This is a genomic window from Enterococcus sp. 5B3_DIV0040 (assembly GCF_002140755.1).
GTDB classification, from domain to species: domain Bacteria; phylum Bacillota; class Bacilli; order Lactobacillales; family Enterococcaceae; genus Enterococcus_D; species Enterococcus_D casseliflavus.
In genome coordinates this window covers 661,271-688,046 of record NZ_NGLC01000001.1, presented here as the reverse complement: position 1 = coordinate 688,046, position 26,776 = coordinate 661,271, and the positions used below count along the sequence as shown (strand labels likewise).

Here is a 26,776-nt window from a genome sequence, read left to right as displayed (position 1 = left end):
CATAAGTGATTCACATTTTTAAGTTTACATCTGTAATCGGATTTTGTCAAAAAAAAGCATCGCCAAACTTTCTGCGTTTTGACAATGCTTTTTTCTATTTCATTAAAAATGATTTGGTTCCTATGCTTAAAAGTGGACCTGATACGTCGTCACAGAGTGGAAGGGTTCTTCTGGACGCAACACGATCTCACCAAAGTGGGTAAATTTCTCAGAACCAGGAACACCTTGTGTTTCGATCGCCATCCCGCCATGATTGGCAAAAGGACCAGTCTTCATTGGTGCGCCAGCTTCTCTCTCACCCGTTGTGTAAATAACAACGGCAGGACGGTCAGTAGTTACAGTCAGCTGCACTTTTTGATCGGGACTGGTTACTTTTAGATCCCACTCTTGTGTATGGTCTAATAAGAACGGATCATCCAACATCGTCGTTCCCATCGGGCGTTCTTGTCTAAAATCAAACTTTGTGCCTGCGACAGGCGTTTTTTCACCGGTCGTCGTCACATCGTCATTCGTTTCAGCCACATGTTCGGCATTGATTTGAACCAAATGGTCATCGATCGGCTGTTGGGTATCACCTGTCAAATTGAAATAACCGTGGTTCGTTGGGTTAAATAAAGTCGCTTTGTCAGTGTTGGCATCATAAGCAAGCAATAGTTCATTGTCATTCGTCAACGTATAGGTGACTTGATAACGAACATTCCCAGGAAACCCGCCATCGCCATCTTGCCGTGTGGTAGTAAAAATCACCCCAGCTTTGTCTGCTTCTTCAAAGGTTTCAGTAATCCATGTATCAGTATCCAGCCCCTTTGAACCGCCATGAAGCGTATTGCCGCCATCATTGTCTTCCGTTTGGTATTCTTGTCCGTCGATCTCAAAGCGAGTACCTGCGATCCTTCCCGCCACAGGGCCGATCGTTGCGCCATAATAACGTGCTTGGCGATGTCCTTCGATCGTGTCATAACCGACCACGATGTCGCGACCTTCTTCTACTGGAACGACCCAATCCAATAAGCGTGCGCCTTCAGGACTTAGCCTTACGATGGTACCGCTATCATTGGAAAGCTCATAAATTGTTCCCATTTTTTCTGACGTCAGTTGTTTCACATTTGGCATTCGTTCATATCCTTCTTTCTTTGATTAGTCTGCTGCTCTTTTTAAGTATAGACGTTTAGGGCTAGATCCGTCAATTCAAGACGGAAGAATTCGACAGGAAATAATATTTGTCTGACCATTTTTCAAACAAACAAAAAGCGGCAAGTATCGCCAACGGATTGATCGAATCATCGACAGCTGATCGTAAGAGAACGCGCTAGAAGAAGCACTGACTCCTCCTGACCTTCAACGATCACTCGTATTCATCTCACCTGTTGGACACCTTTGCCGCAACTGTATCGTTTATTTTTTGTGTTTTGCTTGGTAATGTTTTCTCTTTCGTCGCTTTTCCTTGATTTGAGAAGCGCTAGCAGCTAAATCTTCGCTTTCCTCTTCTTGCTTGTCTTTTCTCTTTTCCGCTCGCGCCTTCAAGACTTTTTGCCTGAATCGACGGTTTCCAAGAAACTTCAGCGCGCACATGAGTGGTTGACGATTTTCTCCCACCAAACCAATCAACTCGATAAACAATTCGATGCCAAAACCTGTACTAATGATCAGCAAGATGATTGCGGTGTTACTGGCATAATTCATCAATAATGCAATAAATGAAAAAACCATCGCCAAGGCATAGATCGTCAAGACCGTGCCACGGTGGGTAAACCCTAATGAAAGTAAGCGATGATGCAAGTGCATTTTATCTGCTGAAGAGATCTTTTGTTTATTGAATTTTCTACGAATCATCGCATAGACGGTATCGGTAATGGGTACCCCTAAAATCAGCATTGGGGTGATCACTGTAATGAAGGTCGCATTTTTTAAGCCTTGCAACGATAGGACGGAAATCATGAAACCTAGAAAAAGCGCCCCAGTATCGCCTAAAAAAATCGTGGCTGGATAAAAATTGTAAGGAAAGAAGCCTACGATCGCGGCAATCAATGTAAAAATCACCATCGGTACTTCAACGGAGTTTGGTAAAAAGAAGTAACTAATGATCCCAATCGTTGTCAGACTGATAATGGAGACCCCACTCGCTAGACCATCTAAACCGTCAATCAAGTTGACCGCATTCGTGATCGCCAAAATCCATAGGATCGTCATAGGTAAGCCTAACCAGCCCAAGTCAAAAACCCCGAGATAAGGGATCGAAACCGTGCTGATTTTGATGCCAGCCACAAAATAGATCTCCAAAGCCGCTAACGTCAAACCCAGTGTTTTTTGCAGGGGCGTCAACTCAAAGATATCATCCAATAATCCAGTAACTACGACGATGGCTGCACCTAAAAGCATCGGCCAGACATAGTCAAAAGGAATCATTGCACGGAATTCCCAAAGCAATGCAAAAGAGAACGAAAGAAAAATACTCAGTCCCCCTGCGGTCGGCATTGTCTTGGTGTTGATTCGGCGATCTCCTGGTCGATCGACTGCGCCGATCTTAAAAGAGATCAATTTAATGATCGGTGTTAGGATTAAAGACACGATCATTGTTATAAATAAGCGCATTACAAATTTGAATGCAAAATCCATCGTTTATTCTCGCTTTCCGTTATTTCTCTTTATTGGTAAATGTATCTTCGATTTTCGAAGAAATCCGCTGAACAGGATCTGTTCGTTCTTTGATCTCTTGTCCCGACACATACTCTTCTACCACTGCGTTGATGATTCCACCCAAGATAATAATCGTCGCAGCAAGATTCAACCAGATCATTAAAACAATAAAACTTCCAATAATTTGATAGCCAATGATTTTCGCAGCAAAGTAACGGGCGTATAAGCCAAACACTTGTGACAGCAACATCCAGCCAATCGTTGCAAAGATCGCCCCTGGCAAAGTCGAACGCAACTTGACCTTTGCATTCGGCACTAACCAATAGATCAGCATCATGATAAACAGCAAAGCAACGATCGTGACTGGCCATTTGACTGTTTGGAACGTATCGATCAGATTGTCTTGAAACTTAAAAATCGGCTGCAAAAAATCAAGAATGATTTTTCCAAGCCCAAATACCATCGTAACACCAACGATCGCAATCATAAAGAGCAGGATGATCACAAATGATACTGCGCGCACCACGATAAAATTGGAACGTTGGTCCACACCGAAGGCTTTGTTCATCGCAATTTGCAAGGCATTGATACTTTGACTCGCAGACCACAACGCAGCCAAGGCGGAAATCGATAACAACCCGCCAGAGCTTGTGGTGAGGAGGTTTTCGATCGCTGGTCCGATAAAGTCATAGATTTGACTAGGGATCAATTCTTGTACATAAGATAAAACCGTGTTCGGATCAATCGATAAATAAGGCAACAGATTTCCCAGCGCAATCATTAACGGGAAAAGTGAAAGCAATAAATAGTAGGCGACGACGACCGATGTGGTCCCCATCTCTGAATCGGTTATTCTATTTTGCGTTGTTTCAATGAAACGCATCAGCTTTTGATTGCTTTTTACTTTATCAACGATTTTCATGTTTCTTCCTCCGCCAGCGAATCATCTGCCTTTTTTTCTTTGTCATACGTAACAATCAGAAGTCTCCTACCGCCAAAATTTAGTAGGTTCCTTCTTCTCCTTGAGAAGTCAAAATGCGTGGCCCTTCTTTGGTGATCGCCAAACTATGTTCGTATTGGCAACTTAAGCCACCATCTAGAGTATAGGCGGTCCAGCCGTTAGGATCCATTTTCATTTTCCACGTCCCTGTATTGATCATAGGTTCGATGGTAATAACCATTCCTTCTTTTAAACGTAACCCTTTGCCGGCTTCTCCGTAGTGAGGAATCATCGGACTTTCATGGATCGTTGGACCAATGCCGTGTCCAACGAAATCGCGCACGACACCGTAGCCTTCTTTTTCCGCATAGGTTTGAATGGCATGACCGATGTCACCGATTCGGTTGCCAACTTGGGCTTGTTCGATTCCTAGATACAACGCTTTTTTGGTTACTTCCATTAAACGATCGATCTCAGGCGTCGAGTTTCCTACCACATAACTCCAGCAAGAATCAGAAATGGCGCCTTTTAAATCAATACACATATCAACTTTGATCAGATCGCCATCTTTCAATGGTTTTTTTCGGGGGAACCCGTGACAAATCTCATCGTTGATACTGCAGCAAGTGGCATATTTGTAATCTTCAAAACCAATTTGGGCGGCAATTCCGCCATGGCTTTCAATATAATCTCTGACAAACACTTCGATATCCCAACTGGTGATACCAGGTTTGATGAAGCTGCGTAATTGTTTGTGGACATCTGCTAACAGCGCGCCGGATTCGGCCATGCGGTCTATTTCTCTGGCAGATTTTAATGTAATCATGTTCTCGTCTCCCTTAATTAAATTCCTCTTATTTTACCATAGAAATCCCTTATTTTACAAAATTCACAGACATTGTAAAGAGTTTTTCAAGTTTTGTTTTCAATCTTTCGTGCATTTGCTATAATCTGTAAGAGAGTTTTCCTTGAGAATAGGAATGAGATTGGAGGAAAAAGCCCATGGCTTTAGCAAAAATCGTCTATGCGAGTATGACGGGGAATACGGAAGAAATTGCAGATATCGTTTCTGAAGCCCTTGAAAATCTTGACATGGAAGTTGAAATGAATGAGTGTACCCAAGTGGATGCCGATGAGTTTGAAGACGCCGATATCTGTATCGTCGCAACCTATACATACGGTGACGGTGAATTGCCTGATGAGATCGTCGATTTTTACGAAGATTTGCAAGAACTTGATTTAAGTGGCAAAATCTTTGGGGTCTGCGGCTCTGGCGATACGTTTTATGATGACTTTTGTAAGTCCGTCGATGACTTTGAAGCCGTCTTTAGTAAGACAGGTGCAACAAAAGGGGCAGATAGCGTCAAGGTCGACTTGGCTGCGGACGAAGACGATATTCAAAACTTAGAAGCCTTTGCCAAAAAGCTAGCGGAAGCATTTGCAGAATAAAACAAGAAAACCTCTGACAAAATCACTTGATTCTGTCGGAGGTTTTCTTGTTTGCTTAATGATAACTGATATCGATGGGTGTTTCTCTTGCTAAAATATTATCGGTGGTTTCCGTCATCAGCTTAGCAATCTGATCTTCTGTGGGATGAATGATCCCCGAAGACATCAATGCCGCTAAGCCAGTAGCGACGATCCAGACACCAGTATGCAAGGACTGTAATTTCACGTCCGATAGATCTTGATACTTTGGTTCTTTTTTTACTGATTTCACAAAAAGGTCAAATGAAAACTGCTGCATGGAATCCCCACCACCATGCTCTTCTAAGTATAGCGCTCGGTATAATCGTTTTTCTTTATTTGCAAAGCCAATATAATTTAACGTTAAGTCAACGATGACATCTCCCCGTCTTTCAACTGGAAAAACTTCTGTCGCTAAGTAGTCGTAAATCTGATTGATCAATGCATTTTTTAAGTCATCCATATTTTTAAATTCTAAGTAGATCGGTTGCGTTGAACATTTCATCTTCGCTGCGATATTGCGTGCGGTAAAACGTGTAAATCCTTCGGTTGCGACAACTTCATAGGCAGCTTTTAAAATCTGGTCTCTAGTAATAGTTTTCTTTCTTGCCATAATTTTTTAATCTCCTTAATTCTGCTATACATCGCTTTCAGAAATACCTTTTACTTATTGTATCATGTTTTTTTAAGTTTGCAAAAAAACTTTTAAAATTATTGCCCCTAGTGTTTCCAGATTTTCAATTTGAAGACCTCTGTTTTTTTGCTCTCTTTTTCGTTTGTTTTCAAAAATACTTAGTGCTATCATGAAGACAGTTATAATTTTAGAATAAATGGAGGAATTTTAATGGTTTTACCAAACTTTAATCAGAACCTTGAAAAATATGCCCAACTGATCACAGAAGTTGGTGTAAATGTCCAAAAAGGGCACACCATCGTCATCCAAATCGCCGTGGACCAAGCACCGTTAGCTCGACTATTGACAAAAAAAGCGTATGAGCTAGGCGCTGATGAAGTAATCGTTCAATGGACCGACGATGTGGTTCAAAAAGAATTTCTTGCGCATGCAGCTGAGGATCGTTTGTCTACGATCCCTCAACACAAAATTGATCAGACAGAAGATTGGGTCGAAAAAGGTGCGAGCCGCATCAGTGTCGTTTCTGCCAATCCCGATGCGTTAGCGGGCGTTGACTCAGATCGGGTCGCCGCTTTCCAAGCAGCTTCTGGTAAGGCGATGATGAAACTGCGTCAAGCAACACAAGCCAACAAAGTCAGCTGGACCGTTGTTGCTGCTGCAGGTCAAGATTGGGCACAAAAAGTGTTCCCTGATGCTTCCCCAGAAGAAGCACAAGACAAGCTATGGGATCAAATTTTCAAAACGACGCGTATCTACGAAGAAGATCCTGTTGCTGCTTGGAAAAAACATGATGAAACACTGCAAGTCAAGGCAGAAGAATTGAACAAAGAACAATTCAGCGCATTACACTATACAGCACCGGGTACCGATTTGATCATCGGCCTACCAAAAAATCACTTGTGGGAAGGTGCTGGCAGCTACAACACCCGCAATGAAAAATTCATGGCGAACATGCCGACAGAAGAAGTCTTTACTGCCCCAGATAATCGTCGCATCGATGGCTATATTTCAAGTACGAAACCATTGAGCTACGCAGGTACGATTATTTCTGGCATGAAATTCACCTTCAAAGACGGTAAAGTCGTGGACTTTTCTGCAGAACAAGGCGAAGAAGTGTTAGGCAAATTGCTAGCGATCGATGAAGGAGCGAAATCTTTAGGTGAAGTCGCTTTAGTCCCTGACCCTTCCCCTATCTCACAATCTGGCATCATCTTCTTCAATACGTTGTTTGATGAAAATGCCTCAAACCACTTGGCTTTAGGCTCTGCTTATGCCTTCAGCTTACAAGGCGGCACTGAGATGAGTGAAGAAGAACTGGCAGCGGCTGGTTTAAACCGCAGCCAAACCCACGTAGACTTCATGGTCGGCTCTGACCAAATGTCCATCGATGGCATCAAAGAAGATGGCACCACAGTTCCTGTCTTCCGCAATGGTGATTGGGCTTAATAAAAAAAGGCTGAGGTGGAGTAGCTCCCCTCGGTCTTCTTTTTACATAGAACATTGAGAACCGGCGGCTTTTTTCATAGTAATCAGCTGGCTTTTTTGATAAAATCTACTTTGATAGTCTTTGATAAGAGAGGATGGATCCGATGACACCAAATCGTGAAGATTATTTAAAGCTCATCTTAGAGCTTGGTGGTGACCAAAAGAAGATCAATAACAAACAAATCGTGTCAGGTCTGGACGTCTCAGCAGCTTCAGTAAGTGAAATGATTTCAAAATTATTAAAAGAAGGCTTAGTGGAACATTCACCTTATCAAGGGGTACAGTTGACTGAAACTGGTTTAGCTTCTGCAAGTGCCCTCATTCGTAAGCATCGTTTATGGGAAGTCTTTCTTGTAGAGCACCTGCATTATTCATGGAATGAAGTTCATGATGACGCAGAAGTTTTAGAACATGTCACCTCAGAAACATTGGCGAGCCGCTTAGAAGCCTACCTTGATCATCCTCGGTATTGCCCACATGGGGGAATGATTCCTGAACAAGGAGAACTCATTCACGAAGGCGAAAAAAACACCATGAGTTCTTATCCGGTAGGAACCAAGATTCGTATCGCCCGTGTCCTTGACGAACGAGAACTGCTGGATTATCTCGTTTCGATCAAATTGAATATTCATGAAGAATACGAGATCATCGATGCGGCAGCATACGAGGGTCCGATTACGATCAAAAATGACACAAAAGAAATTGCTGTCAGCTACAAAGCCGCCAGCACGATTTTTGTCGATAAACTGTAAGGAGTGAAGATGATGGAAAAAAAGGTCCTTTTTACGATTTTTGGCGGTACGGGCGACCTTGCCCAACGCAAACTATATCCTTCTTTGTTTCGGTTGTACAAAAAAGGCGATTTGAAAGAAGATTTTGCAGTCATTGGTACTGCACGCCGTCCTTGGTCGGATGAACACTATCGTGAAGTGGTGATGGGTACAATCAAAGAGTTGAGTGACTCACAAGAACAAGCAGAGACATTCGCTTCTCATTTCTACTACCAATCACATGATGTAACAGATACGAGCCATTATGATTCATTAAAGGATTTGGCGGAAACCTTAGATCAGAAATACCATTTAGAAGGCAATCAGATTTTTTACTTAGCAATGTCCCCTAATTTCTTTGGGACGATCGTTTCTCACTTAAAATCCCAAGGAATGCTGGATACTGACGGCTACCATCGGGTGATCATCGAGAAACCGTTTGGAAGCGACTATAATTCAGCAAAAGAATTGAATGAAGAGATCAATCAAGTCTTTACGGAACAAGAAATCTACCGAATCGATCACTATTTAGGAAAAGAAATGATCCAAAATATTTCTGCGATTCGTTTTGCCAATAACATTTTTGAGTCAATGTGGAACAATCGTTACATTGACAATGTTCAGATCAATATCGCAGAAAACTTAGGCGTAGAAGAACGCGGCGGCTATTATGATAAGAGCGGTGCCTTGAAGGATATGGTCCAAAATCATATTCTGCAGATTCTTTCCTTATTAGCCATGGAACCGCCAGTGGCTTTTTCTGAAAAAGAATTACGGACAGAAAAAATCAAAGCCTTAAATGCGATCCGTATCTACTCCGAAGAAGAAGTGAAACAACACTTCGTACGTGGTCAATACGATAAGGGACAATTAGAAGACAAGAAATTTGTTGGCTACCGTGAAGAAGCCAATGTGGATGAAGAATCGGCAACGGAAACCTTCGTTGCTGGGAAATTTTTGATCGATAACTTCCGCTGGTCCGGCGTACCATTTTATGTACGCACTGGGAAACGGTTGACGGAAAAAGGCACTCGCATCAACATTGTCTTTAAACAAGTCCCAGTCAATGTCTTTAAGCAAGACCTGAATGAACAAAAGCAAATCGAGAGTTTGGCACCGAATGTGCTGACGATTTACATTCAACCGACGGAAGGCTTCTCTCTTTCCTTGAACGGAAAAGAAATTGGCCAAGGGTTTGAGACATTGCCAGTGAAGCTCGATTACCGAAATAGTACTGAAATCGTCGAAAACACCCCTGAAGCTTACGAAAAACTAATTCTAGATGCCTTGAACGGTGATGGCACTAACTTTACCCACTGGGATGAAGTTGCCCAATCTTGGCGCATCGTTGATGTGATCCGTCACGCTTGGGACCAAGAAACACCTGATTTTCCAAATTATGCCGCAGGAACGATGGGCCCCCAAGCAGCCTATGATCTCTTAGCTGCCGATGGCTTTGAATGGATCTGGCGTCCCGATGAATGGTATCGTGAGCGAGATTTACTAAATGAGAAATAAGCAAATGGTCAATTGGATGAGGAAAAAACATCCAATTGGCCGTTTTTCTTTTTTACCGACTGTTTATAATAGAAAGAAATGAGAAATGAAAGGAGCAGCAGACATGAAACAAGTCTTATCGATCGCCGGTCTCGACAGTTTGGCAGGTGGCGGCATGACGGCTGATTTGAAAACATTTGAGGAATTCGGGGTGTTTGGCCATGCCCTATTAACATGTGTGGTCGCCATCAAGGATGATCTTATGTTCCATGATCTCCCTGAGCCTGTGATCCAAGCACAACTGGATTCACTGCGTTCGGTCGTATCCCTAGATGCAATCAAAATCGGGCTGCTTCATCAAACCGCCATCATTGAATTGCTGCGAGATTTTTTACAAACATTTACCGGACCGATCGTGCTCGATCCCGTTCTCGCCTTCAAAGAAGGAGATACTGCCTTTAACCACTCCTATCAAGCAGGATTGATCTCATTGTTTCCTTACACAGCATTAGTGACACCTAATCTACTCGAAGCACAACACTTATCTGGACAAAGCATTACCTCTTTAGCAGAGATGAAAACCGCGGCGAAAAAAATCCATGCATTGGGTGCCCCAAATATCCTGATCAAAGGTGGCAGTCGACTAACTGGAGAAAGAGCCTACGACCTTTTATACCACTCTGGGCAATATACTGTTTTCGAAGCAGAAAAAAGTACCCGAACGACTACCAACGGTGCTGGGTGTACCCTTTCATCGGCGATTGCCGCTTTACTTGCCAAAGGCACTTCATTGGAAACAGCTGTTCAAACTGCAAAAGCATTTGTTTGGGCAGGGATCGAAGACGGTCTGCCTTTAGGAACCTCTGGCAACGTCAATCAGCTCGCCTATTTTAAAAAGGAGGAACACCTATGAAAGTAAGAAATTTAACTACGATCGCTATGCTGACGGCACTCACGTGTGCACTTTCTTTGACCTTTATCATTCCTGTTCCGCAAACGAAGGGTTTTGTGACCTTATGTGAAGCAGGGATCTATATCTCGGCCCTTTTGTTTGGTCCTAGCGCCGGGGCCTTCGTCGGTGGAATGAGCGGCGGCATCATTGATTTTCTATCAGGTTACCCTGAATGGGCCTTCTTTTCCATCGTGATTCATGGTGTACAAGGCTGGATCGTAGGCAGAATGAGCCACCGGCCACTAGCAGCCGTCATTGTCGGCAGCTTGATCATGATCGCCGGCTACGCAGCAGCAACAGTTTTACTATTCGGGTTAGGCGCTGGGATCGCCTCGATTCCAAGTAATTTGATCCAAACGGTCTTTGGCAGCATCGTTGCTTTACCGCTGACGCATGCCTTGCGCCGCACGAAAAAGTTTTCTTTAAATGAAAGGTGATTCTTATGACAGATATCAATCAATTAAAAACGGATTTAACTACGATCGTTGAAGAAGTCATTACGACAGCGAACGTTGGTGAAAACGATCTTTTTGTCCTTGGCTGTTCAACAAGTGAAGTCGTGGGCGGCTTGATTGGCAAAAATTCCAGTCAAGAAGTAGGCATGATCATCGTCGAAACACTGCGAGCGATCTTGCGTCCTAAAAATATTCATTTAGCCGTTCAAGGCTGTGAACACCTCAATCGGGCTTTAGCCGTTGAGCGTGAAACGGCTCGACTATATCAATTAGAAGAAGTCGCAGTAGTGCCCCAGCTGCATGCAGGCGGTGCTTGCTCAGTTGCGGCTTTCCAGTTGTTCGATGAGCCTATCGAAGTGGAGCACATTGTGGCCAAAGCGGGTATCGATATCGGCGACACAGCGATCGGTATGCATGTCAAACATGTTCAAATCCCGATCCGTCCCTCTATCAAGACCCTTGGCGCTGCCCATGTCACAGCTCTGGGATCACGGCCCAAATATATCGGTGGTCCTCGTGCTCATTACGCATAATAAGCGAATCGTATAATGAGCGAAAAACCATCTTCAAAAGGAAAAAGCATGCTTCGGCGTGCTTTTTTTGTGTCAACGTTCCTGCTATTGCCTCTCCTTTCCTTCCTTAAATGTGCTCTCCTTTCACTATTTTCTCCGCTCCATCTTATGGCAGCTTTTTCTACTTCAAATTCTGTTTCCTTTCTTGCGTAAAAAGAGCGGCAGCTGTCGCCTTCCTTTTGTCATAAATTCGTCACAATTTCATCACAAAAAGAAAAGAAAGATGCCAGTAAGCCCGCAAATTTCTTTTTTCTTTCCTTGGTAGACTGAATGCAGCAAGAATCGAAAAGTGGAAGGAAGAAAAATATGAAAAAAATCGCCATTATTTTTGGAGGCAATTCACCGGAGTACGCCGTTTCTTTAGCCTCAGCAACTAGCGCAATCGAAGCACTCCTATCATCTCCCGATGACTATGACCTCTCTTTGATCGGGATCGCCCCAGATGCTATAGATTGGTATTTGTATACAGGAGAACTGGAAAACATCCGACAAGACACGTGGTTGTTGGATACGAAACATAAACAGAAAATCCAGCCGCTTTTTGAAGGAAACGGCTTTTGGCTAAGTGAAGCGCAGCAAACGTTGGTACCTGATGTTTTATTTCCCATTATGCATGGCAAATACGGGGAAGATGGCAGTATCCAAGGATTGTTTGAATTGATGAAACTACCTTATGTAGGCTGCGGTGTGGCGGCCTCCGCATTATGTATGAACAAATGGTTATTGCATCAAGTAGCAGAAGCGATTGGCGTACAAAGCGCTCCTACGATTCTCTTGACAAATCAAGACAACCAGCAAAGACAAATCGAAGCCTTTATCCAGACCCATGGCTTTCCGGTTTTCTTTAAGCCTAATGAAGCTGGCTCCTCAAAAGGGATCACAAAAGTGACTTGTGTCGAAGAAATTGCTCCTGCCTTGAAGGAAGCCTTCGCTTATTGTTCAGCAGTGCTCTTACAAAAAAATATCGCTGGCGTTGAGATTGGTTGCGGTATCTTAGGCAACGACTCTTTGACTGTCGGTGCTTGTGACGCTATTTCATTAGTAGAAGGCTTTTTCGATTTTGAAGAAAAGTACCAGTTGATTAGCGCCAAGATCACCGTTCCTGCACCATTGCCTGAAACGATTGAAACCAAGGTCAAAGAACAAGCTCAGCTGCTCTATCACAGTCTTGGTCTTAAAGGACTTGCTCGCATCGACTTTTTTGTCACGAATCAAGGAGAACTATACTTGAATGAAATCAATACTATGCCGGGCTTTACTAGTCACTCCCGCTATCCGGCCATGATGGCAGCGATCGGCTTATCCTATCAAGAACTACTACAAAAACTGCTTGTCTTAGCAAAGGAGGAAGTCAAATGAATCCCTATCTACAGTTAGTTAGCAAAGAATTTCCGTTAGAAAAAAACCAAGAGCCGCCTCATTTAGTCCTTGCTGCCTTCAGTGAAGACGAGGTTTACTTGCAACCAGAAGCAGCCAAACAATGGAAACGGCTAGTCAAAGCTTTAAAGCTTGAAGACGAGATCTGCTTATTAGATGGCTACCGAACCGAAAAGCAGCAACGGTATTTATGGGAATATTCCTTGAAAGAAAATGGGCTAGCCTATACGAAACAATTTGTGGCATTGCCCGGGTGCAGTGAACATCAGTTAGGCTTAGCGATCGATGTTGGTTTAAAAGGCAGCCAGGATGATTTGATCTGCCCACGATTTCGTGACAGCGCAGCGGCGGATTTATTTACCCAGGAAATGATGAACTATGGGTTTATTTTACGCTATCCCGCGGACAAACAGGAAATTACAGGGATTGGCTATGAACCATGGCATTTTCGTTATGTCGGTCTGCCCCATAGTCAAATCATCGCCAGCCAACAGTGGACCTTGGAAGAATACCATCAATACCTTGAACAAACGGCGAGGCAGTTCGCATGAAGAAGAATCAAGGAATCGAGCAATTTCGGGTAATTTTGGCGATGATGGTGGTCGCGATCCACTGTCTGCCTCTTCACCGCTTATGGCCTGACGGTGATATCCTGATCACGTTGACGCTCTTCAGAATCGCCGTCCCCTTCTTTTTTATGATCAGCGGGTATTATGTGTTCAGTGATTTAGCCACCCAAAACAGCTATCCTGCCAGACAACGTATCTGGCAGTTTATCAAAAAACAGCTGCAAGTCTATCTCATTGCCACACTGCTCTTTTTGCCGCTTGCTTGGTACAGCGGCATACTAGGATTGAACATGCCACTAGACACTTTTATTCAAACTTTGCTAGTCAACGGCATTCTTTACCATCTTTGGTATTTTCCTGCGATCATTACCGGCGGTCTACTAGTGATGGGCCTCTTGACACGGCTTTCTTTCAAGCAGGTGTTTTTCATTGCTGTCGGTTTGTATGTGGTTGGTTTAGGTGGGGACAGTTGGTCTGGCCTGGCTGCACAAACACCCATCACGCCACTCTATTCACTGATTTTCCAACTATTGGATGGCACTCGCAACGGCATTTTTTTTGCTCCCTTATTTTTGATCTTAGGGGTACTAGCCAGAAGATTTGCCAAAAAACCTGCTTCTCCCCATCGCTATAGTTATCTGATGATTAGTCTGATTTGCTTGCTTTTGGAAAGTTATCTCTTGCATCACTTTACTACACCTAAACATGACAGCATGTATGTCTTTTTGCCCTTCGTTCTCTTGTTTTTATTTCCGATCATTCAGCAATGGCAAGCACCCATGATCTGGAAACAAGCGGGTCGTCTGTCCCTTTGGCTCTATTTGCTCCATCCTTATACCATTGCAGTAACCCATTTTCTTAGTCAGAAACTGCCCTTGCTTCAAAACAATCTAATCAATTACTTCGTGGTCTTAGGATTGACCATCGGGTTGATTTATGGTCTCTTTGCTTTGCAAAAGCTGTTGCCGTTTCCGAAAAAAACGCCGCTCCACTTGCAGCGGGCAGCCAAAGAATTCTCAGCCCCCGCCCTGTTGCACAACTTGCAGGAAATCAAACGAGTGATTCCATCCACAACAAAAGTGATGGCGGTCGTTAAAGCAGATGCCTATGGTTGCGATGCACAATTGGTCGCTCGTACCTTGGAAAGAGTAGGCGTCGATTTTTTTGCTGTTGCCACCATAGAAGAAGCCATCGAATTACGGCGAGCTGGCATTAAAAGTCGCTTACTGATTTTAGGGTACACTTCTGCCCAACGTGCCAAAGAGCTGAACCGATATTCCTTAATTCAAACTATCGTCAGTGAAGCGCATGGACAAGCGTTAGCCCGAACAGGCCTTCCAATCGAATGCCATTTAGCGGTAGATACCGGCATGCATCGTCTAGGCGTTGCCCCTGACCTTGAAACAGTTAGAAGGCTTTATGCCTTGCCATCCCTCAAGATCACAGGCATTTTTTCCCATCTAGGCTCTTCAGATCAGCTAGATACGGCAAGTATCTTACGGACACAAGCCCAAATCATTTGTTTTGATGATCTATTGGCTGGCTTATCCGCTAGAAATATCGCCTATGGTCTGACGCATCTGCAAAGCAGTTACGGAATATTGAATTATCCAGAGAAACAGTATGATTATGTGCGCCCGGGTATTCTTTTAACTGGTTCCCTGAGTGTCCCGAATGAACCAACAAAACAGAAGATAAACGTACAGCCGATTCTGACCCTAAAAGCCTTACTAGTGGACAAAAAAACAGTCGCCGCTGGTGAAGCGATCGGCTATGGACTAGCCACTGTTTTTGATCGACCTACCACGATTGGGATCGTTAGTATCGGCTACTGTGACGGAGTCCCCCGTGCCCTATCAAATCAAGGATTCCAATTGTCTTATCAAGGGGGGTTACTCCCGCAGGTTGGGTTGATTTGTATGGATATGCTCTTGATCGATTTAACGGACTATCCAGAACTGGCGGTCGAAAGTTGGTTAGAAGTAATCAGCGATTGGACGAATACAGCTGATCAAGCACAAACCATTCCCAATGAATTGATCAGTCGACTAGGTTCCCGCGTCCCTTCAATGTCAAAGTAGAAAACGAATGCATTCGCTTACCGATTACGGTATGATGTGGGTAGAGTAAATGGTAGTTTAAATGAAAAAAGATCGTAGATAGTTGGAGTGAATCAAGGATGGCAGAAAAAATAATTGTTGTTGATGATGAAAAAGAAATCGCCGAGTTAGTCACGACGTTTCTAAGGAATGAAGGCTTTCAAGTGGAACCTTTTTATGATGGAACGAGTGCTTTGGCTTATCTCGAAAAAGAAACAGTCGATGTGGCAGTTTTAGATGTGATGCTGCCGGATATCGACGGCTTTCAGCTGTTACAGACCATTCGCAAAACCCACTTTTTTCCAGTACTGATGCTCACTGCCAAAGGAGAAGATCTGGATAAAATTACCGGTCTAAGTCTAGGTGCAGATGATTATGTGACGAAACCCTTCAATCCATTAGAAGTTGTTGCTCGGGTCAAAACGCAACTACGGCGATACCAACGATACAATCAGTCAGCTGTTCCGCAGAAGATTGAAGAATACGAAAAGGAAGGCTTACTGTTGAAAATCAACAGTCACCAATGTTATCTTTATGGCAAAGAGGTTTTCTTGACCCCCATCGAATTTAAAATCCTGCTTTACTTATTTGAACACCAAGGATCGGTCGTTGCCTCAGAAACTCTTTTTGAAGCAGTCTGGAAAGAAAAATATTTAGACAACAATAACACAGTGATGGCACATATTGCCCGTCTGCGGGAAAAGCTAAACGAACAACCCCGCAAACCGAAATTAATCAAAACTGTATGGGGGGTCGGCTATATCATTGAAAAATAGAAGTCCATTGATCCGGAAACTTTTGACTCAATACTTTATCACCACAGGTGTTTTAATGCTCCTTTTGATTCTGATCCCTTTAACTGTTCGCTTTGTAGCAGGATTGAGGGTTTGGTACGGCTATGAGCCCATTTATCAAATATTACGGCTTTTTGCTGATTATTGGCTCGTCTGTCTAGCAATCGGTGCCTTGCTGATTTGGGTGAGCACAACGATTTATTATATGAGTAAAGCCATCAGCTATTTGAATGAAACGATTCAAGCCACGAATCAATTGATTGCTGAACCTACGAAGCGAATCGTTCTTTCCAGCAATCTGATCGACGTGCAAGAAGAAATGAACCAGTTGCGGGAAAAAAATCTACAGGATCAACGAGCTGCCAAAGAAGCAGAGCAGCGGAAAAATGATTTGATCGTCTATCTCGCACATGATTTACGCACACCTTTGACCAGTGTGATCGGCTATTTGACACTTCTAGAAGAAGAACCGCAGCTTTCTTCCGAACTACGCGCACGCTATACCAAGATCGCCTTGCAAAAAGCCCAGCGGCTAGAATTATTGATCAGCGAGTTTTTCGAAATCACCCGTTTTAATCTTACAACGATCGCCTTACAGACCGAAACCACGGATCTGAGCTTGATGCTGGAACAGTTGACGTTTGAATTTTTGCCGCTGTTAGAAGAAAAAAACCTTCATTGGCAACTGCAGCTGCAGAAAAAAGTCTATGCGACTGTCGATACAGAGAAGATGGAACGCGTCTTTGATAACTTGATCCGCAATGCCATCAATTATAGCTATCCTAACTCCCCTTTGCGTTTAGCCATCAGCGAATCTGATGATATCCTGATTCGTTTGACCAATCAAGGAAAAACGATCTCAGCTGAAAAGATCGGCTTGATTTTTGAGCCTTTCTACCGCATGGATGCTTCCCGAGCAACAGCGACGGGTGGGACCGGTCTGGGGCTGCCGATCGCCAAAGAAATCGTTGAAGCATTAGGTGGAAAAATCTGGGCGGAAAGCCGTGACGAAACCATCGTCTTTTCGATTCGTCTACCGAAGGTATCAATGGAAAAAAATGAACAGCGGTCAAAGCCCCATCCATCTGAACCAACTGCTTAACAGGCAAACAACCTGAGCATTTCGCTGTTCCCCTTCTAATTCAGAGGGAGGAAGAGCTGCTCAGGTTGTTTTTTATTGATTGCTTATTGATACACCAATGATCGTAACGCTTGATCGACTTTTTCTGCCGCTAAGCGTCCTTCGCGAATCCCCCAGATGACTAAACTCGGTCCTCTTTTAGCATCTCCTGCGACTAACACTCGTTCATTGTTCGTCGTGTAATCATCGTACACTTCTCGCACACCAAAGGCATCGAAGAGTTGGGTCTCTGCACCAACAAAGCCCATTGCCAACAAAACCAAATCCGCCTTGATCACTTGCTCTGTGCCAGGGATCGGCTGAAACTGTTGATCTACTGAGACCGTTTCGATGGCGATCAACTGGCCGCGTTCGGCGCCGATAAAGGCTGTTGTGGACACCCCATGATACGTCACTTGTGTTTGCAGGACTTCAGCCGCTTCTTCTTGCCCATATCCTGTGCGGGCTGTCATTGGGTATTCAGGCCAAGGATTGCTGTCGGTACGTGTCAATGGCAGTTGGGGCGTGATCTCCAATTGACGCACAGAAGCGGCTCCTTGCCGAATCGCTGAACCAATACAGTCATTTCCAGTGTCGCCGCCGCCAATCACGACGACGTGCTTGCCAGCAAGTTTTTTACTTGTTGCCGCTTTGCCATGCTTTAAGACATCTTTGGTTGCTTCCGTCAGATAATCGACTGCAAATTGCACCCCAGTCAATTCACGACCTGGAATCTTCAAGTCACGAGGAACACTAGCTCCTGTTGCCAAAATGACCCGATCATACTGAGCGGACAATTCTTCTGCTGATAAGTCACGACCGATCTCCGTATTAGCGACAAAGGTCACGCCTAGCTCTGCCATTAGATCAATACGTCGCTGCACGACATCTTTGTCTAATTTCATGTTTGGGATACCATACATTAGCAAACCGCCAAAGCGATCGCTGCGTTCATAGACCGTCACTTGATGTCCTAGTTGATTCAAGCGCCAAGCAGCGGATAAACCAGCCGGTCCACTACCAACAATGGCCACCTTGAAACCAGTCGCATCTTGAGGCAACCCGGAAGCTTTGACCCAATCGTTTTCAAAAGCAGTATCGATAATAAAACGTTCATTGTCATGGATCGTGACACCTGAGCCATTCAGTGCCTCGGTACAGCCTTTTTCACATGGAGCAGGACAGACACGCCCTGTCATTTCTGGTAGTGGATTGGTTTTGGCTAAACGCTCAAAGGCGGCTTGGAAACGCCCTTGATAAACCAGATCATTCCATTCAGGAATCAGGTTGTCATTGGGACAACCTGAAACCGCCCGTTGCCCGCCGTAAAAAGAACCAGTATGACAAAAAGGAATGCCACAATTCATACAGCGCGCCGCTTGCTCTTGACGCTCATTTTCAGGCAATGGCGTCTGTAATTCTTGCCAGTCTTGGATACGTTCTGAAACCGGTCGGGTAGGATTTTCTACTCTTGGGTACTTTAAAAAACCAAATGGATCTGCCATATTAGTCGCGCTCCTTTCCTGGAATAGTCAATTGTGGACCGACGACGGCTTCGAAAGCTTTCGTCACAAGTTCCTCCCCGATAAATCCTTGCTCAGCCAAAGTCTCCGTTGCTTGGATCATCTGATGGTACTCTGTCGGATAGACTTTGATGAAATGTTGCTGCTGATTTTCCCAATCTTCTAAAATCTCAGCCGCCTTCAATGAATCCGTATAGGCAAAATGCTGCTGGATCATCTCCTTCAACTGGTGGTCATCACCGCTTTCACCAATCCGGTACAAATCAACCATTTCCCGATTGCATTTATCAGCAAAGGTTTGATCGGGATCGTAAACATACGCCACGCCACCGGACATTCCAGCACCGAAGTTGCGACCGGTTTTTCCTAAAATTACCACGACACCGCCAGTCATGTACTCACAGCCATGGTCACCAACGCCTTCGACAACGACTTTGGCTCCACTGTTACGGACACAAAAGCGTTCGCCAGCAATGCCGCGGAAATAGCCTTCACCACGATTCGCCCCGAAACAAGCAACATTACCGACAATCGGTGAATGCTCTGCATCGTAAGCAGCATCTTCAGGCGGCACAATGATCAAACGGGCACCACTCAATCCTTTGGCTACATAATCGTTGGCCTCGCCAATCAGTTTCAACTGGATTCCCTGGGTGGCAAACGCCCCAAAACTTTGTCCAGCAATGCCGCGGTACGTAAACTGCAACAAGCCTGGTGTTACTTCGTAATTGCCAAAGCGTTCTGCGATCCAGCCCCCTAAACGAGCGCCGACTGAACGTTGAACATTATTGATCGTATGATTCATAACGATTTCTTGATTGTTGTCGATAGCAGCTTGGGCAAAAGCATCTAATTCTGGCCATTGACGTTTCTCAAGGAATGGGTCCTTCACTTTGCGTTCGATCGGGATCGTCGTTCCAATCATTCTGGAAAAGTCTAATGATTTTGCTTTGCCTTTGGCAACGAAGCGTGGTGTCAACAATTCCGCGTGTCCTACCATCTCATCAATCGTGCGAAACCCTAGCTCGGCCATCGTTTCCCGTAAATCTTCTGCTAAAAAATACATCGTATTGATGATGTGCTCAGGTTTCCCTGCGAAAAATTTGCGCAACGCTGGGTTCTGTGTAGCAATGCCGACAGGACATGTATTGATACTGCAAACTCGCATCATGACACAACCAATCGCAACTAGCGCTAAAGAGGCAAAGCTATATTCTTCTGCTCCTAAAAGAGCAGCAATGGCGATGTCACGCCCCGTCATCAATTTTCCATCTGTCTCTAAGGTCATTCGCTGCCGCAAATGATTCATAGCTAACGTTTGATGGGCTTCTGCAAGCCCCATCTCCCAAGGCAAGCCAGCATCCCGAATCGAATTTCTCGGAGAAGCACCGGTCCCACCGTCATAGCCTGAGATCACGACTACGTCTGCACCGGCTTTGACGACACCGGTAGCGATCGTACCCACACCTGTACTAGAAACCAATTTGACATTGATGCGGGCATACGGGTTGATTGCCTTTAAGTCATAGATCAGCTGGGCTAAGTCTTCAATCGAATAAATGTCGTGATGTGGTGGCGGCGAAATCAATCGGACCCCAGGTGTTGAGCCACGAATCTCAGCGACCCACGGGAAGACTTTGTTGCCTGGCAATTGCCCCCCTTCACCAGGTTTCGCCCCTTGCGCCATTTTGATCTGGAGTTCGTCCGCACTCATTAAATATTCGGCGTTGACACCAAAACGGCCAGAAGCTACTTGTTTGATGCGACTATTATAATTAATGCCATTCACTGGTTTGAAACGATTTCGGTTTTCTCCACCTTCTCCACTGTTGGATTTTGCCCCGATCGCATTCATTCCTTCAGCAATACAGCGATGTGCCTCTTCACTTAGAGAGCCGTAAGACATCGCACCGACTTTAAATCGTTTGACGATCGTTTCAACTGGCTCCACCTCAGCTAATGGAATACTGCGTCTTGTGTTCGCAAAAGTCCACATATAACGGAGGGTCGTTGGATTCTCTAACGCGTCTTGGTTCATCTCCGCCGCATATTCTTTATAAAGCGCATAGCTGCCGGTACGAACAGCTTTTTGAAATCCATAGATTGTTTTTGGATTGAACAGATGATGTTCCCCGTCAGCTTTGTATTGGAAACTACCACCCGAATCAAGATAATCCACGCGTTTCTCGCCATACGCCGCTTCATAACGCGTTAAGTATTCTTGCTCGATTTGCGCTAATGAAAGTCCACCGATACGAGTAACCGTGCCGGTAAAGTATTCGGAGATAACTTTCTCAGAGATACCAACAGCTTCAAACAATTGCGCCCCATGGTAACCGGCAATCGTTGAAATCCCCATTCGTGACATGATTTTGACAATGCCCTTTTCACATGCCTTACGGTAACTTTCGATCTTCTCTGAAAGCTCAAAATGTGCCAATGTCTGGTAAGCCCCATAAGGGTGGACCCCACTTACTCCGTAGCCGACTAACATGGCATAATGATGGACCTCACAGACTTCCGCAGTATCCGCAACGATTGATGCCAAGGAACGTTTGCCTTTTCGCACCAAGTAATTGTGCAGACCTGATACCGCCAAAAGGATCGGAATCGCCACTTTTCCTTCTTGCGCTTGGATGACTTCCCGATCACTTAAAATGACGATCGTTGCCCCAGAATCGATTTTTTGCTCCGTCTCTTTAAAAAGCGCTTCTAACGCTTGTTGCAAAGCTGCCCCGTTTTCTGGTACATAATCATAAAGAATCGACTGTAAAGCCGCTTTTTGACCATTTTGATCTAACTGTTTGATTTTTTCATATTCACTCGTTTTTAACACCGGACTAGCAATCTTCAGCTTATTACAATTGATTCGAATGTCCTTTGAAACATCCCCATCTCGACCTAAAAACAGCTCGGTACCGATCACTAATTTTTCGCGAATCGCATCAATGGGTGGATTGGTCACTTGGGCGAATTGTTGCTTGAAGTACGTAAACAAGGATTGGGGACGTTCGCTCAAAATAGCTAAGGGTGAATCAAACCCCATGGAGATCACTGGTTCTTCTCCCGTTTGAGCCATTGGTAAAATCAACGTGCGAATGATCTCATCCGTGTAACCATTTCGTTTCCAAAGGGTCTGGATCGCATCATCTGCTGTTTCCTCCTGCTTCTCAGTCTCAGGAAGCAGCTCTGGTGTCAATAAGTGATCCGCTAGCCACTCCTGGTAAGGATGGGCATTCGCATAATGCGCTTTGATTTCTTGATTGCGTAAGATCACCCCTTTTTTGGTATCCACCAAAAACATATTTGCTGGTCCAAGCACCCCTTTTTCAATCACTTCCGATGCTGGCAAATCGACAACACCTGACTCAGAGGCCACGACCACAAAACCAGTTTTCGTGATCGAGTAGCGAGATGGCCGTAACCCATTTCGATCGAGTGCAGCCCCTACCAAATCCCCATCGGTAAAACATAAAGCTGCCGGTCCATCCCAAGGAGCCATAAAGCTTGCGTTGTACTCATTAAAAGCTGTCAGCTCCGGCGACAATCCAGCTTCTTTGGACCACGCTTCTGGCACCATCATCAACAGTGCTTGAGGAATATCTCGCCCTTGACGGTACAAATATTCCATACAATTTTCTAGTTTCGCCGAATCAGAATTTTCATCATCATAGACTTCGATCTGATGTCCATGCATCCAATTTTCTGCCCCGCGTAACGTGTTGATTTCGCCATTATGGGCTAAGAAACGAAAAGGTTGCGCCCGACTCCAGCTTGGAAAGGTATTTGTCGAAAAACGAGAATGGGTCAATGCGATACAAGAGGTCATTTCTGGGCTTTGAAGATCTTTGAAAAATAAGCCAACTTGATAGGCATGCAGCATTCCTTTATAAACAACTGTCTTACTGGACAAGCTGCAGATAGACAACTCATCAGTATGATACGTTTTTTCCAGTTTACGTCGTAGCCGGTAAAGCTGATCTTCAAAGGGACGGCCAGCAGTTACATCGACAGGTTTTTCAATAAAGACTTGCACAAATGAGGGCATGACTTTTTGCGCCCCCGGTCCACACTGATAATAATCATAAGGCACATCCCGTTGCCATAAAACGGTAAAACCCATTTGTTGAATGTCTTTAGTTACTTCTTCTTGGACCTGTGCTGCTCGGAGCTTTTCTTTCGGTAAAAAAAACATCCCAACAGCATAGGCGCCTTTTTCAGGCAATGAGATTTCGGCCTCTTTTGCTCGCTGTTGAAAAAATGGGTCAGGCATTGCCATCAAAATTCCAGCTCCGTCACCTGTGTCAGGTTCAGCGCCAGTTCCCCCTCGGTGGTTCATCCGTTCTAACATTGTTAAGGCATTTTGCACAAGTTCTCGGGAATAGCGACCATCTTTTTGTGCAATAAACCCCATCCCACAAGCATCTTTTTCAAAAGCGGCATCGTACATCGTTTGGTTCGTTTTCCTCATCATCTCTAAATCACTCATGGAATCACACTTTCTTTCAATATTCTGAATATTCCGATTTTTAACAGTTTACAACCTGTTTTTCTATCTGGCAAGTTTTTTTTACTTGATCCGAGCTCGTTGGTTTCTTCTGTTGACTGTGAAATACTCTATCTCGAACAAACAATTGCCTACAGACCTTAAGGAAGAAACTTCGTCTAGTAAGGTTTTTTTATTATACAATAAACTGTCGAAAAATTATTGCAAACAAATGAGAATCGTTATCAATTGCCACCTATTTTCTCATATTCATGTCAGAAACGTGCGTTTTTCTCCCATTCTCAAGGAATAAGAATGAGCAAGCGCAAAAAAAGATGACCCGCAATGGGGTCATCTTTTTTCGTTCTTTTATTTTTCAAAGCCTTCTGCAACTGCTTCGGGATAGTTTTCTTTGACGATGGTTGCACAATGCCCACAAAGTGTTGGCAGTTGCTCTTCTACACCAACATCTACCCGGACTTGGCGACAACGTTCACATACTTCCCCTTCGGCTTTTTCAACTAAGATCGCCACATCCTCAAATTGATATGCCATTTCAGGAGCTGCTTCACCGGCTTCTTTGATCGTTAAGAAATCTGGTGAAATGATCAGCAGTTGTGCAATATCTGAATCGATAGCTTTTAGCAATGCCGCAACTGGCTCAGTTGGATAAACAGTGACTTTCGCTTCAAAGGACTTTCCGATCAATTTTGCATTACGCGCTTCTTCTAATGCTTTTAAGACATTGTCACGGAAATCAAGGAAAGCACGCCATAAATCAAGCAGCTCTTCTTGGTTAGCAAATGTATCATAGCCAGGGAACTCCGCTAATTGGACATATTCCTCTTCTTCTTTCAAATGTGACCAGATTTCTTCTGCCGTATGCGGAATGATCGGCGTCAGTAATTTCGTCAACGCAACCGCTGTTTGATAAAAGACGGTTTGCATGGCGCGACGTTGGAAATCATTTTCAGCTTCGATATAAACGACATCTTTCGCAAAATCCAAATAGAAGGATGACATATCGACTGTCAAGAAGTTGATGACTGTTCGGTAAATATGCAAGAAGTTGTATTTTTCATAACCATCTTCTCGGATCGTTTTGATCGTTTGATTCAAACGAACCATCATGTATTTATCAACAGAACGCAAGTTTTCAAATGGTACGCTGTCTTTTGCTGGATCAAAATCATTCGTGTTAGCCAATAAGAAACGCATGGTATTGCGAATTTTCCGATAGACTTCTGATACTTGATTCAAGATATCCATAGACACTCGAACATCCGCTTCGTAGTCAACACTGCTGACCCAAAGGCGCAAAATATCCGCACCCATTTGGTTGATCACTTTTTCTGGTGCAATGGTATTTCCAAGAGATTTACTCATCTTACGGCCTTCGCCATCTAAGGTGAAGCCTTGAGACAAGACGGCTTTGTATGGTGCGACTTCATTGATCGCCACACTAGTTGTGATACTTGAGTTGAACCACCCGCGATATTGATCAGAACCTTCCAAATACATGTCAGCTGGGAACGTCAATTCTGGACGTTGACGTAACACGGCTTCGTGAGAAGAACCTGAATCAAACCAAACATCCATGATGTCAGTTTCTTTCGAGAATTTACCGTTTGGTGAGCCTGGATGCGTAAAGCCAGCCGGCAGCAATTCTTCGGCTTCTTTTTCAAACCAAATCGTTGAACCATGTTCAGCAAACAAGTTTGCCACATGCTCGATCGTTTCAGGCGTGATGATGGCTTCGCCGTTTTCTGCGTAAAAGATTGGCAATGGTACACCCCACGCACGTTGACGAGAGATCACCCAGTCGCCGCGATCGCGAATCATATTGTATAAACGGGTTTTGCCCCATGGAATGATCCAATCTACTTTTTCGATCTCATCCAAAATGTTTTGACGGAACTTATCAATTGAAGCAAACCATTGTGGCGTTGCCCGATAGATGACTGGTTTTTTCGTCCGCCAATCATGTGGATAGCTGTGAGTAAAGAAGTTTAGTTTTAATAGCGCCCCTTTTTCTTCTAAAAGCTCAGTGATCATTGGATTGGCTTTGTCATAAAAGACCCCTTCAAATCCTGGTGCTTCTTCTGTGAAGACCCCACGGCTATCGACTGGCGATAAGACATCTAGCCCATATTTTTTGCTGACGATGTAGTCATCTTCCCCGTGTCCTGGTGCAGTGTGGACCAAACCAGTACCGGCATCCAATGTCACATGATCCCCTAACATCAACAGAGACGTACGGTCATAGAAAGGATGTTGCGCCGTCATTTTTTCTAATTGATCGCCTGCCAATTCTTGCAATACTTCGACAGATTCCCAACCAATCTCATTCGTCACGGTTTCTAATAAATCTTTTGCCACGACAAATTTACGACCATCAGCCAAGATTTGAACATAGGCAAAGGTTGGATTCACAGAGATTCCTAGATTCGCTGGCAAGGTCCATGGCGTCGTCGTCCAGATAACAAAAGATGTATCTGAATCAAGCAAATCTTTGCCATCTGCGACTGGGAAAGCAACATAGATCGATGGTGATTTCACATCTTTGTATTCGATCTCGGCTTCTGCTAGTGATGATTCACTAGATGGTGACCAGTAGATTGGTTTTAATCCTTTGTAGATATAGCCTTTTTCTGCCATTTTTCCGAAAACGCGAATTTCTGCAGCTTCATAATCGGGCGTCAGTGTGATGTATGGGTGCTCCCAGTCACCAGAAACCCCTAAACGTTTGAAGTCAGCTCTTTGTGTATCCACTTGGGTCAAAGCATATTCTTCACATTTTTTGCGGTATTCTGCCAAGCTCATTTCTTTGCGCTTGATTCCTTTATTTGTCAACACTTGCTCGATCGGCAAACCATGGGTATCCCAACCAGGTACATAAGGGGAACGGAAACCTGACATTGATTTGGAACGTACGATAATGTCTTTACTGATTTTGTTCAATGAGTGTCCGATATGGATGTTCCCATTTGCATAAGGAGGACCATCGTGTAAGACAAAGGTTGGCTTGCCTTCATTTAATTCTTGACGGCGTTGATACAATCGATTTTCTTCCCATTCTTTTTGCCAATCCACTTCGCGGTTCGGCAAGTTGCCTCGCATTGGAAAAGCGGTTTTTCCAAGATGCAGTGTTTCTTTCATTTTCATTCTTGTTTCGCTCCTTTTCGTCTCACTACGTTTCCGTATAATTTCTAAATCCATTGACTCGACCAATCAATTGCTTCTATTGAACGTATCAAAATGGATTGGTTGCCATGACTTCCTTGTGTTTAGGTCTCACTGATTTTAAAAATCAATCCTAGTGATTCCTCGTTTGGTTACTACGCTCCCTACGGTCGCCTAGTACTGTTCATCATCTGCTCTGTTCCGCATTGCGGACCA

General features: G+C 44.2%; 20 protein-coding genes. 12 read left to right on the top strand and 8 right to left on the bottom strand.

Features of this window, described 5'->3' with window-relative positions; translation table 11 throughout:
• Positions 1 to 126: 126 nt before the first annotated feature.
• The 4 genes from A5883_RS03350 to map form a co-directional block, all read right to left on the bottom strand.
• On the bottom strand, positions 127 to 1,113 hold the full coding sequence (locus A5883_RS03350; RefSeq protein WP_086337994.1) for an aldose epimerase family protein: 987 nt from the start codon (positions 1,111 to 1,113) through the stop codon (positions 127 to 129).
• 282 nt (positions 1,114 to 1,395) lie between these two features.
• The gene (locus tag A5883_RS03345) at positions 1,396 to 2,616 is read right to left on the bottom strand and encodes a glycosyltransferase family 4 protein (protein ID WP_015510147.1); all 1,221 of its coding nucleotides are present in this window, start codon (positions 2,614 to 2,616) and stop codon (positions 1,396 to 1,398) included.
• A 19-nt stretch (positions 2,617 to 2,635) separates the two neighbouring features.
• Complete coding sequence (locus A5883_RS03340) at positions 2,636 to 3,559, bottom strand: YihY/virulence factor BrkB family protein (RefSeq protein ID WP_005228865.1); 924 nt, start codon at positions 3,557 to 3,559, stop codon at positions 2,636 to 2,638.
• 79 nt (positions 3,560 to 3,638) lie between these two features.
• Positions 3,639 to 4,403 carry a type I methionyl aminopeptidase gene (gene map / locus A5883_RS03335; protein ID WP_005228863.1) on the bottom strand — a complete coding sequence of 255 codons (765 nt, stop codon included), beginning with the start codon at positions 4,401 to 4,403 and terminating at the stop codon, positions 3,639 to 3,641.
• 176 nt (positions 4,404 to 4,579) lie between these two features.
• Here map and A5883_RS03330 point away from each other — a divergent pair, with 176 nt between their 5' ends.
• Positions 4,580 to 5,026, top strand: a complete 447-nt coding sequence (locus A5883_RS03330; protein ID WP_086337993.1) for a flavodoxin — start codon at positions 4,580 to 4,582, stop codon at positions 5,024 to 5,026.
• A 55-nt stretch (positions 5,027 to 5,081) separates the two neighbouring features.
• Here the strand turns inward: A5883_RS03330 and A5883_RS03325 are convergent, their stop codons facing one another.
• Positions 5,082 to 5,657: a TetR/AcrR family transcriptional regulator gene (locus A5883_RS03325; RefSeq protein ID WP_005228861.1), complete on the bottom strand. Its 576-nt coding sequence runs from the start codon at positions 5,655 to 5,657 to the stop codon at positions 5,082 to 5,084.
• Between the two features lie 231 nt (positions 5,658 to 5,888).
• Between A5883_RS03325 and A5883_RS03320 the strand changes: the two genes are divergently transcribed.
• The 11 genes from A5883_RS03320 to vanS all read left to right on the top strand — a co-directional run bounded on the left by A5883_RS03320 (position 5,889) and on the right by vanS (position 17,350).
• The gene (locus A5883_RS03320) at positions 5,889 to 7,124 is read left to right on the top strand and encodes an aminopeptidase (protein ID WP_015510149.1); all 1,236 of its coding nucleotides are present in this window, start codon (positions 5,889 to 5,891) and stop codon (positions 7,122 to 7,124) included.
• Positions 7,125 to 7,267: 143 nt separating this feature from the next.
• Positions 7,268 to 7,915, top strand: a complete 648-nt coding sequence (locus A5883_RS03315) for a metal-dependent transcriptional regulator (protein WP_015510150.1) — start codon at positions 7,268 to 7,270, stop codon at positions 7,913 to 7,915.
• A gap of 9 nt (positions 7,916 to 7,924) precedes the next feature.
• Entirely contained in the window at positions 7,925 to 9,451 is a 1,527-nt protein-coding gene (zwf, locus tag A5883_RS03310) for a glucose-6-phosphate dehydrogenase (RefSeq protein ID WP_010749749.1), read from the top strand.
• Between the two features lie 103 nt (positions 9,452 to 9,554).
• A complete protein-coding gene (gene thiD / locus A5883_RS03305) occupies positions 9,555 to 10,343 on the top strand; it encodes a bifunctional hydroxymethylpyrimidine kinase/phosphomethylpyrimidine kinase (RefSeq protein WP_086337992.1) in 789 nt (262 codons plus the stop codon).
• The gene (locus A5883_RS03300) at positions 10,340 to 10,819 is read left to right on the top strand and encodes an ECF transporter S component (protein WP_015510153.1); all 480 of its coding nucleotides are present in this window, start codon (positions 10,340 to 10,342) and stop codon (positions 10,817 to 10,819) included. The genes thiD and A5883_RS03300 overlap by 4 nt, the downstream gene beginning before the upstream one ends.
• Positions 10,820 to 10,824: 5 nt before the next feature.
• Positions 10,825 to 11,370, top strand: coding sequence for a TIGR01440 family protein (locus tag A5883_RS03295; RefSeq protein ID WP_176285398.1), 546 nt, complete (start codon positions 10,825 to 10,827; stop codon positions 11,368 to 11,370).
• A gap of 345 nt (positions 11,371 to 11,715) precedes the next feature.
• Positions 11,716 to 12,768 carry a D-alanine--D-serine ligase VanC gene (vanC, locus tag A5883_RS03290; protein WP_086299201.1) on the top strand — a complete coding sequence of 351 codons (1,053 nt, stop codon included), beginning with the start codon at positions 11,716 to 11,718 and terminating at the stop codon, positions 12,766 to 12,768.
• A complete protein-coding gene (locus A5883_RS03285; protein ID WP_010749757.1) occupies positions 12,765 to 13,337 on the top strand; it encodes a D-Ala-D-Ala dipeptidase/D-Ala-D-Ala carboxypeptidase VanXY-C in 573 nt (190 codons plus the stop codon). The genes vanC and A5883_RS03285 overlap by 4 nt, the downstream gene beginning before the upstream one ends.
• A complete protein-coding gene (gene vanT, locus A5883_RS03280; protein WP_086337991.1) occupies positions 13,334 to 15,436 on the top strand; it encodes a membrane-bound serine racemase VanT in 2,103 nt (700 codons plus the stop codon). The genes A5883_RS03285 and vanT overlap by 4 nt, the downstream gene beginning before the upstream one ends.
• A 98-nt stretch (positions 15,437 to 15,534) precedes the next feature.
• Positions 15,535 to 16,230 (top strand): vancomycin resistance response regulator transcription factor VanR-C, encoded by a 696-nt coding sequence (gene vanR-C, locus A5883_RS03275; RefSeq protein WP_005237269.1) that lies wholly within the window; start codon positions 15,535 to 15,537, stop codon positions 16,228 to 16,230.
• On the top strand, positions 16,220 to 17,350 hold the full coding sequence (gene vanS / locus A5883_RS03270) for a vancomycin resistance histidine kinase VanS (protein ID WP_303393663.1): 1,131 nt from the start codon (positions 16,220 to 16,222) through the stop codon (positions 17,348 to 17,350). Before vanR-C ends, vanS begins: the two co-directional genes overlap by 11 nt.
• A gap of 83 nt (positions 17,351 to 17,433) precedes the next feature.
• Here the strand turns inward: vanS and A5883_RS03265 are convergent, their stop codons facing one another.
• From A5883_RS03265 to ileS, 3 genes are all read right to left on the bottom strand, one after another.
• The gene (locus A5883_RS03265) at positions 17,434 to 18,873 is read right to left on the bottom strand and encodes a glutamate synthase subunit beta (RefSeq protein WP_016620658.1); all 1,440 of its coding nucleotides are present in this window, start codon (positions 18,871 to 18,873) and stop codon (positions 17,434 to 17,436) included.
• Position 18,874: 1 nt separating this feature from the next.
• Entirely contained in the window at positions 18,875 to 23,380 is a 4,506-nt protein-coding gene (gene gltB / locus A5883_RS03260) for a glutamate synthase large subunit (RefSeq protein WP_086337990.1), read from the bottom strand.
• Positions 23,381 to 23,746: 366 nt separating this feature from the next.
• Entirely contained in the window at positions 23,747 to 26,542 is a 2,796-nt protein-coding gene (ileS, locus tag A5883_RS03255; protein WP_086337989.1) for an isoleucine--tRNA ligase, read from the bottom strand.
• Between the last annotated feature and the right edge of the window lie 234 nt (positions 26,543 to 26,776).

Excerpts from the sequence above, each read along its gene's own strand:
- A5883_RS03350 (WP_086337994.1), bottom strand. The coding sequence starts at position 1,113 with ATGCCAAATGTGAAACAACTGACGTCAGAAAAAATGGGAACAATTTAT.
- A5883_RS03345 (WP_015510147.1), bottom strand. The coding sequence starts at position 2,616 with ATGGATTTTGCATTCAAATTTGTAATGCGCTTATTTATAACAATGATC.
- A5883_RS03340 (WP_005228865.1), bottom strand. The coding sequence starts at position 3,559 with ATGAAAATCGTTGATAAAGTAAAAAGCAATCAAAAGCTGATGCGTTTC.
- map (WP_005228863.1), bottom strand. The coding sequence starts at position 4,403 with ATGATTACATTAAAATCTGCCAGAGAAATAGACCGCATGGCCGAATCC.
- A5883_RS03330 (WP_086337993.1), top strand. The coding sequence starts at position 4,580 with ATGGCTTTAGCAAAAATCGTCTATGCGAGTATGACGGGGAATACGGAA.
- A5883_RS03325 (WP_005228861.1), bottom strand. The coding sequence starts at position 5,657 with ATGGCAAGAAAGAAAACTATTACTAGAGACCAGATTTTAAAAGCTGCC.
- A5883_RS03320 (WP_015510149.1), top strand. The coding sequence starts at position 5,889 with ATGGTTTTACCAAACTTTAATCAGAACCTTGAAAAATATGCCCAACTG.
- A5883_RS03315 (WP_015510150.1), top strand. The coding sequence starts at position 7,268 with ATGACACCAAATCGTGAAGATTATTTAAAGCTCATCTTAGAGCTTGGT.
- zwf (WP_010749749.1), top strand. The coding sequence starts at position 7,925 with ATGATGGAAAAAAAGGTCCTTTTTACGATTTTTGGCGGTACGGGCGAC.
- thiD (WP_086337992.1), top strand. The coding sequence starts at position 9,555 with ATGAAACAAGTCTTATCGATCGCCGGTCTCGACAGTTTGGCAGGTGGC.
- A5883_RS03300 (WP_015510153.1), top strand. The coding sequence starts at position 10,340 with ATGAAAGTAAGAAATTTAACTACGATCGCTATGCTGACGGCACTCACG.
- A5883_RS03295 (WP_176285398.1), top strand. The coding sequence starts at position 10,825 with ATGACAGATATCAATCAATTAAAAACGGATTTAACTACGATCGTTGAA.
- vanC (WP_086299201.1), top strand. The coding sequence starts at position 11,716 with ATGAAAAAAATCGCCATTATTTTTGGAGGCAATTCACCGGAGTACGCC.
- A5883_RS03285 (WP_010749757.1), top strand. The coding sequence starts at position 12,765 with ATGAATCCCTATCTACAGTTAGTTAGCAAAGAATTTCCGTTAGAAAAA.
- vanT (WP_086337991.1), top strand. The coding sequence starts at position 13,334 with ATGAAGAAGAATCAAGGAATCGAGCAATTTCGGGTAATTTTGGCGATG.
- vanR-C (WP_005237269.1), top strand. The coding sequence starts at position 15,535 with ATGGCAGAAAAAATAATTGTTGTTGATGATGAAAAAGAAATCGCCGAG.
- A5883_RS03265 (WP_016620658.1), bottom strand. The coding sequence starts at position 18,873 with ATGGCAGATCCATTTGGTTTTTTAAAGTACCCAAGAGTAGAAAATCCT.
- gltB (WP_086337990.1), bottom strand. The coding sequence starts at position 23,380 with ATGAGTGATTTAGAGATGATGAGGAAAACGAACCAAACGATGTACGAT.
- ileS (WP_086337989.1), bottom strand. The coding sequence starts at position 26,542 with ATGAAAATGAAAGAAACACTGCATCTTGGAAAAACCGCTTTTCCAATG.